Origin of the sequence: Commensalibacter sp. A3DC (assembly GCF_047307945.1) — a bacterium.
GTDB classification, from domain to species: domain Bacteria; phylum Pseudomonadota; class Alphaproteobacteria; order Acetobacterales; family Acetobacteraceae; genus Commensalibacter; species Commensalibacter melissae.
In genome coordinates this window covers 12,591-31,468 of record NZ_JAXOQA010000006.1, presented here as the reverse complement: position 1 = coordinate 31,468, position 18,878 = coordinate 12,591, and the positions used below count along the sequence as shown (strand labels likewise).

Below are 18,878 nucleotides of genomic sequence, written 5' to 3'. Positions count from 1 at the left end.
ATTCCAGAATGTCATTCTTTCGTATAGCTCCACTAAAAAATGCTTATTCAATTTCTAACAGTAATTTTGCCTGACTGGAATTATTCCTCTCATAGAAAGGTCCACGATGTCGATCCGTTTTAATGCTTATCAACAACCGATTGGTCAAGCTCTTCCTTCATGGAAAAAAGCAAAGCTTCCCAAAAAAGAAACAATCACGGGACAATATTGCCGGCTTGAACGCATAAATGTCAGACAACATGCTTTGCAACTTTATGATGCCTTTTTTAACGGTACTGATAAAGGGCTATGGACCTATCTTTTATCCGGCCCGTTTAATGATTTTAATGAATATCGGGAATGGCTACTTAAATTAGAAAATATCAAAGATCCATTTCATTATGCCATTCTTGACAAGAATTCCAATCAAGCAATCGGTTCAATTGCTCTCATGCGAATAGATCCAACAAATGGTGTGATAGAAATTGGTAGCGTTATTTTTTCTGGACGATTAAAAAAAACAACAATGGCCACGGAGGCAATCTATCTTTTAATGAAATATGCATTCGAGGAACTTGGTTATCGTCGTCTTGAATGGAAATGTGATACCTTAAATGCACCCTCTCGTGCTGCGGCATTACGCTACGGTTTCACATTCGAGGGAATATTCCGTCAAGCTTTGGTTATTCATGGCCGTAACCGGGATACAGCATGGTATTCAATTCTTGATCTTGAATTTCAAAAACTTTCCAAGGCATTTAATGACTGGCTTGATTCTGACAATTTTGATTCTGAAGGAATTCAGAAGAAATCCTTGCAAAAATTGATGAATTATTATGTTAAGTAAAAACATGTAATCAAATCAATACACAAACATACCGATTGTTAAAAAAAGACGATGAGTTGTAATTACCGTCTAATTACAAGATGTAATAATTATTTTAAATATGACTAAGATCTGAAACTTTCGTTACAACCTCATACCTAACATCATCCATAATTTTAAAATGTGCCTTGCCACATTTAATTTTCAATAGCTCACTTTTAGATAGTTTTGATAAATCAACAACATCATTTCCTGTATTTTTAGTCTCCACAACAAAATATATCTTTGCATCATTTTCAAACACTAACGCCCAATCAGGGTTATAATTTCCAATAGGTGTTTTTATTTTGAACCAATTTGGAAGTTTAAAATAATATTTAACTTGTTCACTAGTCTCACACTCTTTAGCAAACTGATTTTCTGTTTCTGAATCTAAAGGAATTATATTTTCATAAATGGTTTTGCCAGTATTTGTGACCTGAAAAGAATTGTCATTCATATAGATTTCAAGTTCTTTACTATCAAACAGCTTCATTTCATATTCAGTAAGCCCAACTTTTTGATACCGAATACCATCAATCATTAATTCCTGCATTTCTCTAGAAATAACATCGCAAACTTTATCAAGAAAATCTTGAGGATTTTTGGAAATATCACCAATTCGTTCAGATTTTTTCAATATCTCTAAAATTGTTGTTCTCGTCAGTTGAGTTTTATTTTCAATATAAGCAAATATATCAGGAATATTTTTAGCAATTATTTGAGTTTTATTACGCTCACTTGCCAAATAATTAGTCTGGACACCTTCTTCATCAATATTCAAAAATACCTTTTCCGAATAAAGAATAGGTTCTGTTATTTTAGGTAAAATTTTGATAGCTTCGACAACTTTGTCTATTAATTGATTGGTATCATAATGAACACGATAGGTTGTTTTATATTTAATCTTATTCCATATTGCTAAAAATAACGGGTCTGCCTGAAAATCTTTTTTATAAATAACCTTCGTTCTTTGTGCTTTGTCTTTAATCCGACCTTGAAAATTAACGCCACAATCTTCTTCAATCTCACTTTGTAAAGCTTTTGCGAAATCATCATAAGATTCATTGGCAATAACCGTCAGACGATTAATATTTTTACCCCGTATTCTTTTCCCATCTTTATCAACGGCCAATCTCAATCCTCGCCCTATTTCCTGGCGTTTCTTCATTTCAGAGGTTGTTTCATTCAGAGTACATATTTGAAAAACATTAGGATTGTCCCAACCTTCTCTTAATGCAGAATGAGAAAATATAAACCGTAACGGCTCGTTAATATCTAAAAGCTTCTCTTTGTCTTTCATAATCAAACTATAGGTATCATCATCATCTTTTGTATTTCCCTTGGTATCTTTTAATATTCCTTTTTTATCTTGGGAGAAATAACCATTATGCAATCGATCAAGTTCCTCATCTGAAATATCTTTTTTATAACATTCCTTGAATACCTCTCTATAAATTTCCTCAAACCAAAGTGCATACTTACCTTTTACTGCCTGATTCTCTTCATAGTCTCGATAATTAGATACTTTATCTATAAAAAATAAGGATAAGACCTTTATACCATCTTTGCTTAATTTGGCTTCTTTAGCCAAATGCTCTATGATCGTCTTTTTAATTTGGTATTTTTTAATATCATCTTTTGCATCATTGCCGTTTTCCTGCCCCTTATGGAGAGTAATATTGTTAGAAAAAGTAATGTTTTCATCTTGTGCATTTATCTCATTAAGAATGTATCCATCTTTATAAACTTCTCTGTGATTGGATAATTCGAATAAATCATCACCAACCTTTGCAGAAATGGTCTTTTTCTTTACACCAACCTTATCATTCACATGAATAGTAAGTTTAACAGAACAACTGGTTTTGGCTGTCTTAAAATCACCGACAAAAACATAAGCATCATTAAAAGCTGCATCACTGTGAATGGAATCAACTTCAATTTGCTTAACCAACCCCAGATCATAAGCTTTTACCGGATCAAGCTGATAGACACAATTATATTGATGCTTATGGGTTGCGGAATATCGTAGATGACATAAACCGTTTAAGCTTTTAATCGCTTCCTTCCGCTTTTCTGTCTCCATATTCTGAGGTTCATCAATAATCACAACAGGAGAGGTTGCCTGAATATATTCAATAAGCTTATGGCCTGTTTCATTGATTTTATTGATAACATTCTGATCTTTAGCAAATGAATCAATGTTCATAACGATGATTTCTATATTATTTCTTTGGGCAAAATCTTTGATATCAACAGGTCGCTTACTATTATAAATAGTATATCTCAGAGGCTCTCTTGCATAAATATTCTGGAAATGTTCAAATGTTATTTCAAGACTTTTCTGAACCCCTTCACGAATAGCTATAGAAGGTACAACAATAATGAATTTACTAAACCCATAATGGGCATTGAGTTCATATATCGTTCTTAAATAAACATAGGTCTTTCCTGTGCCTGTTTCCATTTCCACAGAAAAGTCCATACTGTCTAACGACCGAGATTTTGCAACACCATTCTTTTCTTGAATTTCCTGTAAATTTTGAAAGATTTGTGCTTGATCAATATCCAAATTATTTTTTACCGGATTAATTGGATCATTATTTCCATTTGAATATAGGTTAAACCCTGCTGTATGCTTAGATTGCCCTTTAAACAACTCAACCACAGCAGATATCGCAGTTTTTTGATACTCTAAATTCGCTTCAAATTCTAACTTCATAACCAAAACCTTAGATTGTTTCGAACTTGATATCTGCATCTTGCATTTGTAATGCGGTATTGGTCTTTAATTGATCGTTATTCTTGAAAAGTTTATCCAGGGCAATAACCTTATTGGGATTTTGTTGAAGAACATTCTCAATAATACCTTCATTCACCTCTTCAAGAAGTAAAATAAGAATGTTTTTATTATGATTTTCTTGGTCTGATATAGAATAGATATTGTTATGATGCTTGATATGACTATTTAAATCCTTACCATTTTTAAGCATTAATTCATAAACCATGTTTTCTGTTGAAGCATCTTCTGCAATGGGATCAACATGAAGATTTAATTGCTGATCAAGCTCTTCACTGGATATATCGGTTCGCCATTCTTTAAAATTGCTATTAGAGACTTTTAAGACTTTAAACCCAATATCAAGTTGATCAATATTTTCTTTGTTTTTATTATCTTCCTTGATCTTTTTACCTGCCCTTCGAATGCGTTCTTTGGCAATATCAGCAATGGTCTTATATCCAGCTTTAAAGGCTTCTGAATTTTCTTCGCAAATTTCTGGTAATTGAATAGAAATACATTTGCGATGACCGTCATCCTCAGCATTCAATTGCATCACAGCATGCGCAGTCGTCCCACTACCAGCAAAAAAATCAAGAATAATCGAATCTTTTGCTGAACCTATTGTCATTATATCTTTAATCAAAGCTAATGGTTTTGGATTGGAAAAAATTTTACCATTAAAAATATCTTTTATTTGTGCAGTACCATTGCCACTACTATATTCAGATTTATAAAATAAACTTTTAGGTTTCTGTCCTAATTTTAAATCATCTTCAAGACGTTGTTTTTTATAAAAAGATATGCCATCTTTAGTCTGTTTTATAATAAATTCATCTAAGCTTTTTCTTAAAGTTTCAGGAGATCTTCTCCAAGACATATCTTCCCCATTTACCGTTTTTGGATAAACCTCCCAATCATCATTTGTTATTTTACTTAAAGACATTCGATCAAATTTTGGAGATACATAAATAGGGTAATAACCTTTTGGTCTATGGTGCCTAGCACCTGCTTCACCAGTACGCATCAATGTGGCACCTTGTTTGTAAAAACCCTTATCATCTTTTAGATTATATTCAGATATTTCTTCTCTACTAAGAGGGAAACTATTTAATCCTTTTAAATCTTTTAATGTAGATAAAAATTTAGCATAAACTATTAAATATTCATGCGTCCCAGAAAAACCAAATTCATCATTATTTCCTTTTAAATTCATAATGGTTGGTAATAACGCAACAAAATTTTCTTCACCGAATATTTCATTCATCAATAGGCGTAGGTTATAAACCTCATTATCATCGATAGAAATAAAGATAACGCCATCATCTCTCAGTAAATTCTTGGCGAGATATACTCGTGGCATCATCATATTGAGCCAATTGCTATGATGTTGCCCGTTTTCTTTCCTGTTTTTCCTAAAAGTAGAATCCTGTATTAAGTATCCTTCATCGTCTTTATCCCCCACATTTTTTTGATAATCTCCAAGATTTTCTTTGAAACGGTCCGGGTAAATAAAAGAGTCATTACCCGTGTTATACGGAGGATCAATATAAATCATCTTAACTTTGCCAAAATAACTTTTTTGAAGTATTTTTAAGGCTTCTAGATTATCGCCCTCAATGAATAAATTCTCTGTCTTATCAAAATCAACGGATTCATTTTTGTCTGGGGAGAGTGTTTTAGAGGTCGGTTCTTGCAATACTTTATAAGCATTACTTTTTCCTGCCCAATTTAGAATATAGCGTTCATTTTTAATATTAATATCTTCTCCCAAAGATAATTTTAGCTTTTCCCAATCAACCCTACCTTCCGTAAAAACCTCTGGCAGTAATTGTTTTAGTTGTTCTAATTTTTCTTGTTGCGGAGACAAAGAATTCTTCATTTAAATAATTAACCCTTTAATAAAAAATCCCCTTATGAATGGAGAATTTTTAAACAAACTTGATTTTATACTAATTTTTTTACTACAATATATATCCGGTTTGAATTCTACATACAAAAGTAGCTTAATTTAGCATCTAAAACACAAATTAAACATGTTTTAGTATTATAATTATACAGATTTAAAATCAGCATAATTTTATAAGATAATTTGAATCAATTCAAAATGTTTATACTCGTTTTTTGTCTAGTTTTTGGTGATTTTATGCGCTTGAAAGTAAATTAGCTATTTTCTTAATCTTATCAATTTTTAAAGAAAAAATACAATCAACAAAAATAAACCATAGTTTTCCATTAATTTATTTAATAAAATCAATAACTATCCATTATAATGATGAAAATTAAACTATGATTGTAAACCCGAAACGTGGACTTCTTTTTCTTATACAGACAAGTTTTAAACCTTTACTCATTTTATTTATTTGGGACATGCTAGTCGTCATTGGATATAAAATTTTTAATCTACACTGGTTTGATCAATCCGCATTACCAACCGCCCTGATTGGATCTGTGCTCGTCCTTTTTATGAATTTCAGAAACAATACGGCATATAATCGATGGTGGGAGGCACGTATACATTGGGGGTCAGTCACAAATAACTGTCGATCATTTGCCAGGCAATGCATGAGTATTCTCGATAGCAAACCCGAGCTTATTTATGCCATGGCCGGATATGCATACAGTCTATCCTATCATTTAAGAGGTAAAAATTCCCTGACCAGCTATAATGTTAAAAAAATATTGCCCCATTTCATTCAAACCTATATTAAAAATCAACGCAACCAGCCTAATGGCATTCTCGTTCAGATCGGCTATATGGTAACCCAGGAAAGCCGCCAAAAAAATATTGACGGTGCCCTTCACTCTCAAATCGACAGAATTTTATCTGACTTGGCCAATGCACAAGGTGCCTTGGAAAGAATTAAAAATACACCCTTATCAATCCAGTTTTCCACCCTGCCCCGTTTACTAAGTGAAGTTATCTGCATCATTCTTCCTTTTTCAATGGTGGATACACTTGGGTGGATCACACCATTAGGGTCCGCACTTGTGGGTTTCTTATTTTTGGCTCTGGACCGAATTGGAAATGATTTGCAAGATCCCTTTGATGAAAGTCCGCATTCCTTGCCCATGTTAACAATGTCACGCAGCATCGAGATCGATTTGCTTGAACAAATCAATCAATCTTCTCAACGCCCTATTCCTTCCATTAACGGAATTCAATGGTAAATTAAAATAAAATACCTATATATACACATTATATAAAATTTTTTTTCTAAAATATCAAATGACAATTTATCCTGAATATGGTATAGTATATTAAATGAGTGTATTGAAAAATTCTTCCAAAGGTGGTGTAACCGACGAAATGGCTCAAGCAGCCGTCGCAGAAACCGCCGCACAACAATCCAATAGTAAAACCTCTTTTCCTTTTCAAGAAGGCGATGCCATTGTCTATGCTGCACATGGTGTAGGCCGAATTGATCGTATTGGCGTGGAAGAGATTGCAGGCACGAAACTGGAAATGATCCAGATCTCTTTTCCAGATAATCAGATGACCCTGCGTATTCCTTTAGATAAAGCAAAAAAAGCTGGATTACGCAAAATTGCTTCCCGTGAAATTGTCGGAAAAGCCATGTCAATTATTAAAAGCAAGCCGCAAACCAGCAAAGGTATGTGGGCAAGACGGGCTTTGGTTTACCAGGAAAAAATCAATTCTGGTGATCTGATGCAGATTGCTGAAGTTTTAAGGGATCTACGCAGAAATGCTGACAGTCTTGATGGCAGTTTTAGCGAAAGAAAACTATTTGAAGCGGCTCAAGACCGTTTTGTAACCGAGGTGGCCGTTTTGGAATCAAAAAAACCAGAAGACGTTCTCAACGAATTAACAAACGTGATGAAAACAGCTTAGAATTTATCAATTGATCATTACAATTACAACGAAAGGAGAGTTGCTCTCCTTTTTTTCATGTCTTTATTTATAATAAATGAATATATAATGACATTTTGTTATCCTTTACAAATGATATTAAACGAGTATGATAAAAGGCTTATTAACTATTTATAAAGGTTATTAGAACCTGAATAATTTTTAGATTGTCAAAAGCGTATACAAAATGTTTTTTCAAAAAAAATCGATTTCTGCCTCTCATAATACATCCAATCAAAATTTGATTGCTCAATTAACAAAAATATCTGGAAGCAGAAACGTTATAACTGACCCATCCAAAATGGGATTATATTGTAATGGTTTTCGATATGGATCTGGGAAAGCAATCGCAATTGTAACGCCAGAGCATATTCTGGATCAGTGGAATGTTGTCAAGGCCTGTATAGAATCAAATATAATAATTATCATGCAGGCCGCCAATACTGGATTGACCGGTGGATCTACCCCCGATGGCAATGATTATGATCGTGACATTGTCATTATTAACACCATGAAAATGAAAAAAATTTATGTGATTAATAATGGTGAGCAGGTAATATGTCTTCCCGGGGCGACTTTAAATGAACTTGAACAAAAATTAAGGCCCTATCATCGTGATCCTCATTCTGTAATCGGATCATCTTGCATCGGTGCTTCAGTTCTTGGAGGAATAAGCAATAATTCTGGTGGAGCATTGGTTCAGCGAGGCCCCGCCTATACCGAGATGGCCCTTTATGCCCAATGTAACAAAGAGGGTAAATTAGAACTTGTTAATCATCTTGGCGTTGAGTTGGGAAACACACCTGAGGAAATTCTGGGACGACTTGATCACGGTAATTTTGATCATGAATTGATAAAACAATCTGATAAATGCTGTTCAGACCATCATTATAGGGATCATGTCTGCGAAGTTGATGCCCCTACACCCGCCCGTTATAATGCCGATCCCAATCATTTATATGAAGCCTCTGGATGTGCTGGTAAACTCTCAATTTTTGCTGTACGCCTTGATACATTTCCACAGGAAAAGGAAACAAGAGTTTTTTATATCGGTACAAACGATCCAAATGATCTTACCAATATTCGATATAATATGCTCAGCAAGAAAATAGTTCCCATATCCGGTGAGTATATCCATCAAGATGCTTACAATATTGCCGCTATTTACGGAAAAGATACATTCATTTTTATAAATTGTCTGGGTACTGCACATATTCCACAATTATTCTCCCTGAAAAACAAATTTGATTTTATTACAAATAAAATCCCGTTTTTCCCAAAACATTTCAGTGACAAGGCAATGCAGTTTTTTAGCAAATTATTTCCCCAGCATTTGCCGGAACGAATGAACGAATATGCAAAAAAATATGAACATCATTTGCTATTGAAAGTGGGCAAAGAAGAAATTGAACCTGTTCGTTCCCATTTAAAATCTTATTTTAAGGAAAAAACATCGGGAAGCTTTTTTGAATGCAATGCCGAAGAAGGTCGCAAAGCATTCCTGCATCGCTTTGCCGTGGCAGGCGCTGCTGTTCGTTACAGGAATGTCCATACGGATACGGTTGAAAATATTCTGGCCATTGATGTTGCCCTACGCCGTAATGATAAAGAATGGGTGGAACATTTGCCTGAAGAAATAGAAGAACCAATTCTCCATAAATTATATTACGGTCATTTCTTTTGTCACGTTTTTCATCAGGATTATATTATTCAAAAAGGATATGATGTATTTGCACTTGAAGAAAAAATGTTGAGAATTCTTGATCAAAGAGGAGCGGAATATCCCGCTGAACATAATGTCGGTCATCTTTACCCAGCCAAAGATCCTTTGAAGAATTTTTACAAAGATCTTGATCCTTGCAATGCTTTCAATCCTGGCATTGGAAAAACTAGCAAATTAAAAAACTGGAAAGAATAACAGCTTTAAGAAAAAAAGACGCTTGAATAATAATACCGTTTCAAAACATATTCAAATCGTCTTCTTTTTAATGTTAAATAAGCGAATTCCTGATTGGTTGTATAAATTATTGATATCAAATTAAAATTTATATTTTCTGATTTGCCTTAATAATCAAATTCATAAAGCAATCCCACGTTACTACCTGGATCATTATCTGGGGTAACAAATCTTGAATTGTCTTTTCCCGTTCCAACCGCTGCAGTAGCTTTCAAGTGTTTGGTGATATCAATCTGCATCTCGGCCTGTGTACCTGCATTGCCTGTAGATTGTTTGGCACCAATATAGACACCTTTTGCCACATACTTCCCTGCAGCAACACTTGCCCCATTATTGGAGCCTCCATTTTCATTGCTACGACTCCCTCCTCCTAAAGAAAGTCGATCCAATCCAAGGCTTTTTCTCACGGTACCCAAGGGATCAATCCCTGCACTTTGTCCTCCCAACGTTGCCAATGCCAATCCTATTTCTGCCATTTGGGTTGCCGAAAGACTTTGTGAATCAACACCAAATAATAGAATGGCTAGAACCCTGTCTTGTGACAATGGAGGAGAAGAGGTTAACGTGATTTTGGGTGAACTTGCAAAACCTGTAATCAATAATCTGGCCGTGTTTCCTTCAACCGTTTTTTTTACCTCAAAATCCAGAGAGGGATCAATCTTGCGATCTACATTACTTCCCTGAAACCCGATCACACCCCTTGTGAAATCCAATGATATTCCTGAAAGATCAATATGACCGTTTTGCATCTTCATTCCCCCCGCAACTGAAGGCGCATCAGCTGTTCCAGTGATATGCAATGCGCCTGCCATATCTGTAAACAGTCCGAAACCTTGAACCAAGATTTGACCGGCAGATTTAATGGTTAAATCCAAACCGATAATGGGTCCTGGAAGATTTGGCCTGCTTTCTGTTTCAATCTTGTCACCTGGACGAATTACTTTTAATGGAACAACAGAACTTGAAATAGAATGCGGTATATTAATCTCGGCATGTTTGATCCGAATTATTCCCTTCATATCAATTTTTGATTTTGCCATTCCACTAACATCGATATCGCCATCAAGAATGGCTGTTAACAAATCACTAACCAATGGACGGGCATTTTTCATATTCATATGCAAGCTTACCGGAATACCCGGTTGAAAAACTCCAATTTGTCCATTGGCATATATATCCCCATGTCCCGCCTTGGCAGTAAGTGATTCAAGGGTTATATGATCTTTTTTCCCAACAAGCTTTGCCTGTATATCCTGAATACTTGTCCCTTGTGCGTAATCTCTAAAACTTCCTTTGAAAAGCTTTACAGTTCCATTAACAATCGGTTCCATAAAACTACCCGCAATTTGCATGGCAAGATTGATATTGCCCTTGACTTGCTGACCATAGGCACCCGCAATCGCATTTCCCAATCCCAAATCAATTTTCCCTTCGAGATTCAAATCCATCTTACCATTTGAATTTAAAGGTATTAAACCATTCATACTCAAATCAAATTTCTTTCCCATTTGTAAATGCGTATGCGTTTGGGCATTTTTACCCATCAAATTTGTCCGAGAAATCAATTGTGCAACAGGTAGAGAGGCGGCTTCTCCTGTAAGCATTTTAATATTCGTTGCATTAATTTGAATTGAACCTGTGGGTTTTTCCAACGTCCCTTTTAACCTGGCCTGGGCATTTAAGATTCCATTCGCCTGTAACTGAGGTAAAAAAGGTTTTAAAATGGCAGGAGTCACATTTTGAATACTAGCATTCAAATTTAATGCTGGCATAATTACTCCAGCCAAATCGATAATGGCCAAGGGCGCATTTGGAGGAGCCAAGGTTAAACGAAAATGATCTATGGCTATTTTCTCCCCAAAATCCACCTTGGCTGGAGCAGTCAGGTGTATATTTTCACCTTTTGCCAATGCATTTAGTTTTTGCAAAAAAACATTTTTTTTCTTCAAATCCAACAGTAGTGCCGTATCAAATGCACCTTTACTTTGCATTAACGAAGGAAAATCAGCATTTGCCATTACTTTCAAGTTATCGATAAAACCATTGGCACTTAACCGGATATTACCTTTTGCCTGTGGAAGCTGAAAATCCGAAATTTGCGCCTTTAAATTGATTAAGGGCTTCTCTAATGGATGATCAATATAACCCGTTAAAAGCAAATTATTGAACCTGTAATTTGGCATATTCACTTTGCTGCTTGCATTAACGAATAATTTTTGGTTTGTATGCGGTGAGGAATGGATTTGTAAGGCAAGATTGCCCTCAATATTCTGTCGAACCAGTTTTTTAAAATCGGCCAGTCGAGTTATTTTTATATCAAGGTTACCATTAGGAATTATATTTTTACCGGAAATACTAAAATCAGCGAGACCATTCAAGGATCGCCAATTCAATTTTCTTAAATTAAAATAATAATTATCAGTATTTTTCTTTTGACTTGCCAACAGTTCCATTTCTATCGGTGAACGGTCAAGATTTCCATTCAAGGATACCAAAAGCGTTGGTAGCGCAAATAAATGATTCAGCTCAGCCTTCATTTTTAAATCGCTTGGCGCTATTACATAATCTCTTTTTGATGATGTTTGAAATTTAGTAGCCATTTCAAATCTCAAACCCAGATCTTCCAGAGATCCATCAGCTTTTAAAACCGCCTTTCCCTGACCCGTCAATAACGGGGAAAGTGCCATAAGATTATCTATATTAAGATTAACAACCGCCCTGACCTGTTGATCCAATAAATGTCCATTACCTTGAATTGATAAATTTTGACCTGATATTGTCAAATTATCCAAATAGATATCAGGTTTTTCTTTATGGAAAATACGTGCATGAATACCAAGATGTCCCTTGGATCCAACCATATTTACCATTGCAGGTAATCCTTGATTAACCTGTATGGGACCATCCAAATCAAATACAATTGGATTATCTGCATGCTCTGGCATTGTAAAAGCAAGATTGAATACTGATTGACCTCCCAACCTAACACCTGTCAATTCGGCTATATCACTTAAATGTGGTAGAGCCAGATCAATCGATCCTTTTAAGACAGGGTGAAAAAAGATATGTCCCACAGCCTTCACAAGGTCATGTTGAACTCGAAAATCAATTGATTGTTCAGGTTCATTTATTCCATATACAGCATCAGCTATAATTGGGACTTTGGCAAACATCATTGGATGTTTTCCGGGAACACGCAACCCCTCTGCAATTAAATGTATATGAGCTCTATCGATTTGCCTTGAATTTATGGCTTGCAAATCATCATTTTGCTCTCCCGAAAAAGAAACAATAAGATTATTCAAAAACGTTTTACCAGCCGCTAGATTGACCAGTTTGAATTTTCCCTGACCGATTGGTTTTGTCAATAATCCAGTCAATCTGGCATCTAGATCCCATCCATCCCAATGAATTTGCGGATTCAAGGTCACTGCTGGAGAATGACCGGATAAATCAACATTCATTTTTGAATGATTAAGGTCAATATGTCCATTTTCCCTTAAATACGTCTGATTTGATTTCAGTTCCATTTTTGTATTCAATGAATCAAACGGTCCATCAAGCGACAAATTAAATGATAAGGGAGTTAATTGATCGGACTTTAATAAACGTTCAAGAATTCCATCTGGATTGGATTTTGCCAAAAAAGTTAACTGTCCTTTTGAAACCTGATGATTTTTAACTGTTAACTTCAAGAAAAGATTTGTTGATTTATTAAGTTCTTCACCATCAAGCTCCAGATTTGTGTCAGGCAATGCATTCAGTTTAAATTCATCTAGAAAGAATAATATATTAGAAGTCGATAGTTTTCCGTTAACCTTTAAATCTAACGTTTTTGAAAAAATTGTCTGAGCAAGATGCAATTTATTAATTTGTAAATGGTTAATCGAGGCAGATAACCATAAAAATGACAAATCGGATGATGTGGAATATGATGCGTCTGGTGATTGTGTGGATTTTGGTAAATCCTCAATATCAATTTCTTCAGCCAAAAGACTTTGAATAAATAATTTTTTATACAGTAATTCAAAAAAAGACCAATCAAGTTTGACTTTTTTTAATATTAACCACGGTTTATCCGTTGATGGCAATTTTTTCAACGTGATTTCTTCAACAATCAGATGATTAGGAAAATTCCCGTGAATTCCCTTAACATTTATGGAATGATCGGTCCAAACATCAATTTTATCTGAAAGAAATTCTTTTCCACTCTGCGTATTAAGATAAATGAATAATGCAAAAACCATAGCTACAAGCAATATGAGTATGCTTGCCAGAAACCATAATATACCCTTGATTATAGAATATTTGACTTTTCTAACCTTTATATTCCTTGATACTTTGTCGATGGATTGCTTCTTTTCAGGTTCCTTACTAGATTGAGACATTAGAAGGTTTCCCCCAAACCTATATAAACTTCGAACCGATCTCCTCGATATGGTCGCTTAACGGGTACTGCGATATCTAAACGTATGGGCCCCATGGGCGTATAATATCGAAATCCACCACCAACACCTACCTGAACCTTCCCCTCAAAAGGCATACTGTCACTGCTGACCTGACCGGCATCAATAAAGGCTTGGGCACCAAATTGTCCAAGTATTCTTTGCCGGAATTCAGCCGTTCCCGTATCCATTGCCTTTCCCCCTTTTGCATATTTACTCCCCTTAAATTGAGGACCGACACCCTGGAAACGGAATCCTCTTACAGTTGAAGTACCTCCTGCGTATAAACGTTGGTCAGGGGGAAGATTCATTCGTGAGGCCCCTTGAATACTGCCAATGTTTCCACGAAATGCAAAAATTGAACGACCAGGTTTCGTTAATCCCAGATGCGTTAAATCAAAATAGGTAGAGGCTGTTCCTTGCATGATTGCAAAAAATATAGTCTTGTCTCCAAAAGATTCCGTCGGCGTTATAGATACAGACGCTTTCATTCCGTGATCTGGAGACATCATTGGATTGACCAAGTCTGTTCCATCATATGCCGCACCCAGTGGAAGGTTGATCATGGTATAATTGTTTCTTTCACCTCGCTGAATAATATGTTCTTGTATTCCACCCAAATAAGCTGACATGCTCCAGCGTTTACCAAATTTTCTTGTCATTCCAACCTTTGCAAGAAACGCTGTTTGATTATACGAGTACAGCTTCTGTTTTACAGCTTCAATACGTGCATTAAAATCCTGGTTACGATGTCCAAAATCAGGTTTGGTAAAATCCGCATACACATCATATCCCAGTCCCCGTTGGGCTGTTCCTGCTATACCCGTCGCTATGGCTGCCAATTTTAACTGTTCGGCATTACCAAATATGTTATGATGCGTCCATTTTGCACCTAACCTTCCCCCAAGATCCGTCGAATATCCCGCTTCAACACTTACGGTTCTTCGTTTAGCCTCTTTAAAGGTTATGGTTAATGGTATTCGACCCGATTGATCAACATGATCTGCAACGTGCATATCAATACTCGAAAAAACACCAGTTGAAGAAAGATCCATGCGTGCGTTTTCAATAGTTGAGGGTTGATATAACTGTCCAGCATGCAATAACAACCGGCGACGAATATATTTCGCGTTGACCTTTTTCAAACCCTTGAAATCGATATCACCTATGTCCACTACAGGACCCATATTCATATCAAAAACAACATTCAAGGTTTTATTGTCTGGATGCAGATAGGCAACGGGCTCTCCCATTTTAGCCAAGGCATGTCCCTCTTCCTGCAACCCCTTGATCAGTTTGTCCCGAGCGGCAACGATATCAGCGGAAACGGCAGGATCACCAATTTTCAATCCGAATTCCCTTTGCTGCCTAGCTGATAACTGGATGATTTCATTTTTTTGTAAGTTCTTGAACTCTAACTGACCTATGCGATATTGGGATCCCTTTTGGATATGAACAATAATGATAACATCCTGCTGGACAGGCACTTTATCAATAAAATTTGGTAAATCCGTACTTGCACCATCAATTATTCCATTGGCAATGATATCTTTTTCATGTTTGAATATATCATCGGATTGCTCTCTTTTATTCAATTTTACATTTTTTTGATTATGTAACGCAGCCGCAGTTCCAACCTTGATACTGATTTTCGCATCATAATATCCGAAACTGTCCATAGCATTTTTAAAACGGACATAATCACTTTTAATTCGACCAGCCAACGCAAACGCATTTACAGCATTTGTTTTTTGTAAAGTAACCAAATTGGATGTGTTTGACAAAACTTTATCAATTGTCTCATTTCCTATTGAATATATTTTCACTCTATAATATTGAGGATCTGCAGCCACTCCCTGCTTAAAACAGCTCAAAATAAATAACACTATAAATATGAAATAATCACGAATGCCTAATTTTCTATTATCACCTTTATATTGTATGGATTTTTCGTTTTCAAACCAAAACCAAAAAGATGACAAAACGCATATTCCCTATAGTATACTGAATAAAAATTGGATTTTATAAAAAGTATTTTCTTTTATAAAAATTAAAGGAACTCTTCAAAAGAAAAATACATTAAAATAAAAAAACGCCAAAAATTTGGTAAATTATTTTAAATTTTTCTTTATGAATAAATCTTGTCGTTACACATATTTTCAGATAACAATTATAAAGCCCGTGATTATTACTTTTATATTACAATACTGAGAAAACTGTATTTTATTTTTTGTTAAAATTATGAATTTTGTTATTTATGTTATCCAAAATTAAGAATATTATTTTTCAGTCAAATAATAAAAAAATTAGAGATAGGTCACGTATAGATTTCAATTCATTATTTGACAATAATGAAAATGCAGTTAATACCTATAATCCTAAATTTCTGAAAAAAATTAGGGCAATTCTCAGAATCTTCACCATTTTGGGATGGACTGGAATGGCTATTCCAGTACAATCAATCTTTGTCAAACTCCCTGGAAAATTAAAAACCAATTTTGCAAGGTATTATTGGTATATTGTGGGAAAATTACTGGGGCTACGCCTTCATACCTTCGGCAAGATTATTGCCCTGGACTCAAAAAAGGGACAGGATCGTCCAATCTTATACATTGCCAATCATTGTTCATGGCTGGATATCGTCACTATAGGCGGATTATTGCCTGGATGTTTTGTTGCAAAAAAGGAGGTCGGAACCTGGCCTCTTATCAGTATTTTATGTAAACTTGGCCGCGTTTCCTTTGTCAGCAGACAACGACACTCAACAGCTAAAGAACAAATTGAACTACAATCAAGATTAAGAAACAATGATAGCCTAATCTTATTTCCAGAAGGCACCTCTTCTGATGGATCGCATTTATACCCTTTTATGTCCTCTTTTTTTGCATTGGCAAAACCCCATGGTAAGAACACCATAACTTATAAAACACCCATTATTCAACCAATTTCAATTACATATGATCGTTTGGACATGTTACCTGTCAACAGGTTCACCCGACCCATTTACTGCTGGTATGGTGATATGGAATTGGCACCACATTTATGGAATCTTAGTCAATATTCCGATATGCATGCATCCGTTATTTTTCATGATCCTTTATATCCAGAAAATTTCAAGACCCGTAAACATCTTGCGCAGGAAACCTGGGATATTATTGCCAAGGGTACTGTTGCATTAAGATCAAATCATTCTAAAGATGAAATAAAGAAAATAATTTAATATTTTTTATCTGATAAAATATGAATTACGATTTATCATACCTATATTAAATTATATAAATGTTAATGAACTAATTCAATTTTTTCTTGCAACATTTCTGGATATACAAAATATTAATTCATATTTAAATAATAAAAACCTTTTACTTATCTTCAATTTGAATATTAATTTTCATATATTAATGGATAAATAGCTTGTATCTATTCCTGTCTTTTTATAAAAAGTGTATTTTATTGTAATTCAAAAATATCCTAATACCAAGGCCAAATCCTGATATGGTTCAACGAGACTTTACTTTGACAAATGCAAATTTAGATAATGAAACATCACGGCGATATCTGCATATAATCACATGGGGATGTCAAATGAATGTTTATGACAGCAACCGAATGGTCGATTTGCTGCGTCCATTAGGATACAAAGTAACGGATAAAGCTGAACAGGCGGATGTTCTCATTCTTAACACTTGCCATATACGCGATAAAGCCACTGAAAAGGTTTTTTCCGAACTAGGACGTTTGAAACAGATAAAGGAATATCGCAATCAGCTGGGGAACCCCACCCTTATAGCAGTGGCTGGATGTGTAGCTCAGGCTGAGGGAAATATCATTCTTCAGAGGGCTCCCTATGTTGATATCGTGTTAGGTCCTCAAACTTATCACCGTCTTCCAAAAATGATTTTGGAAGTGGCCCGGCAATCGGGGAGTATAATCGAAACCGATTTTCCTGTTGAAAGCAAATTTGATTTTTTGCCCATACCTCAGGAAAATACAGGTTACAGTGCTTTCTTAACAATTCAAGAGGGATGTGACAAATTTTGTTCATTCTGTGTTGTTCCCTATACACGTGGTGCCGAAGTCAGTCGTCCTGTACAGGCAATTCTTGATGAAGCTACTCATCTTTGCAGTATTGGCGTAAAGGAAATCACTTTACTTGGTCAAAACGTCAATGCCTATCATGGAGAGGGTCCTGACGGAAACATTTGGAATCTGGCTCGTCTTGCAGAAAAACTTTCATCATTACCAGAATTAAGCCGTATTCGTTACACGACTTCCCATCCAAGGGATATGGATGACAGCCTTATCAACGCACATCGTGATTTACCTGCATTAATGCCATTTCTGCATTTGCCGGTTCAGTCCGGATCAGACCGTATTCTCAAGGCCATGAACCGTGGACATACAGCTGATGAATACCGTAAGATTATTGATAAATTGCGCAAGGCACGTCCTGATATTGCTTTATCTTCAGACTTTATTGTCGGTCATCCTGGTGAAAACCTGAAAGATTTTGAAGATACCATGCAGCTTGTCCGTGACGTTCAGTTTTCACAAACTTTTTCCTTTAAATATTCCCCCCGACCCGGAACGGCTGCCGCTATTTCCATGCATCAGGTTAGGGAAGAAGAAAAAGATGCTCGTCTTCAGGCCTTACAGGCTTTGTTAAGAGAACAGCAAGATCAATTTAACCAGAATACGGTCGGACGTACCATTCCCATCCTTTTTGTTGGTAAAGGTCGAAAACAAGGTCAGATAACGGGAAAGTCCCCCTATTTGCAAGCGGTTCACATTCAGGGTGACACATCGCTAATCGGTCGAGAATGTCAAGTTAGAATTGATAAATCTTTGACAAATTCGCTTTCAGGAACATTAGTTTAAAAAGGAACCATTTTGAATAATAAAGTTTCCCTACAGATTCATCCCATTCTTTTATCAGAAGAAGTAAAAAACGAATCTTTTTTAAAAACAACCCTGCAATTTCC

At 35.5% G+C, this 18,878-nt stretch carries 10 protein-coding genes; 6 read left to right on the top strand and 4 right to left on the bottom strand.

Translation table 11 applies throughout. From position 1 onward, the window contains the following. Positions 1–106 precede the first annotated feature (106 nt). Entirely contained in the window at positions 107–826 is a 720-nt protein-coding gene (locus U0839_RS01430) for a GNAT family N-acetyltransferase (RefSeq protein ID WP_413549923.1), read from the top strand. Positions 827–920: 94 nt separating this feature from the next. Here U0839_RS01430 and U0839_RS01425 read toward each other — a convergent pair whose 3' ends face one another. Beyond that, positions 921–3,566: a DEAD/DEAH box helicase family protein gene (locus U0839_RS01425; protein ID WP_413549922.1), complete on the bottom strand. Its 2,646-nt coding sequence runs from the start codon at positions 3,564–3,566 to the stop codon at positions 921–923. A gap of 10 nt (positions 3,567–3,576) precedes the next feature. Continuing rightward, a complete protein-coding gene (locus U0839_RS01420; RefSeq protein ID WP_413549921.1) occupies positions 3,577–5,505 on the bottom strand; it encodes a site-specific DNA-methyltransferase in 1,929 nt (642 codons plus the stop codon). Positions 5,506–5,912: 407 nt separating this feature from the next. On the opposite strand from U0839_RS01420, the gene U0839_RS01415 reads away from it, so the two are divergent. From U0839_RS01415 to dld, 3 genes are all read left to right on the top strand, one after another. Continuing rightward, entirely contained in the window at positions 5,913–6,794 is an 882-nt protein-coding gene (locus tag U0839_RS01415) for a bestrophin family protein (protein ID WP_413549920.1), read from the top strand. Between the two features lie 94 nt (positions 6,795–6,888). Then, entirely contained in the window at positions 6,889–7,476 is a 588-nt protein-coding gene (locus tag U0839_RS01410; protein ID WP_122123352.1) for a CarD family transcriptional regulator, read from the top strand. Positions 7,477–7,681: 205 nt separating this feature from the next. Next, positions 7,682–9,412 carry a D-lactate dehydrogenase gene (dld, locus tag U0839_RS01405; protein ID WP_413549918.1) on the top strand — a complete coding sequence of 577 codons (1,731 nt, stop codon included), beginning with the start codon at positions 7,682–7,684 and terminating at the stop codon, positions 9,410–9,412. A 146-nt stretch (positions 9,413–9,558) separates the two neighbouring features. On the opposite strand, the gene U0839_RS01400 is transcribed toward dld, so the two are convergent. Together U0839_RS01400 and U0839_RS01395 are read right to left on the bottom strand one after the other, a co-directional pair. Beyond that, positions 9,559–13,839 carry a translocation/assembly module TamB domain-containing protein gene (locus U0839_RS01400; protein WP_155565224.1) on the bottom strand — a complete coding sequence of 1,427 codons (4,281 nt, stop codon included), beginning with the start codon at positions 13,837–13,839 and terminating at the stop codon, positions 9,559–9,561. Beyond that, positions 13,839–15,749, bottom strand: coding sequence for an autotransporter assembly complex protein TamA (locus U0839_RS01395; protein ID WP_413549916.1), 1,911 nt, complete (start codon positions 15,747–15,749; stop codon positions 13,839–13,841). The genes U0839_RS01400 and U0839_RS01395 overlap by 1 nt, the downstream gene beginning before the upstream one ends. Before the next feature lie 587 nt (positions 15,750–16,336). On the opposite strand from U0839_RS01395, the gene U0839_RS01390 reads away from it, so the two are divergent. Both U0839_RS01390 and miaB read left to right on the top strand, forming a co-directional pair. Further along, positions 16,337–17,116 carry a lysophospholipid acyltransferase family protein gene (locus U0839_RS01390; protein WP_196424224.1) on the top strand — a complete coding sequence of 260 codons (780 nt, stop codon included), beginning with the start codon at positions 16,337–16,339 and terminating at the stop codon, positions 17,114–17,116. Between the two features lie 275 nt (positions 17,117–17,391). Continuing rightward, complete coding sequence (miaB, locus tag U0839_RS01385) at positions 17,392–18,774, top strand: tRNA (N6-isopentenyl adenosine(37)-C2)-methylthiotransferase MiaB (RefSeq protein ID WP_155565221.1); 1,383 nt, start codon at positions 17,392–17,394, stop codon at positions 18,772–18,774. Positions 18,775–18,878: the final 104 nt, after the last annotated feature.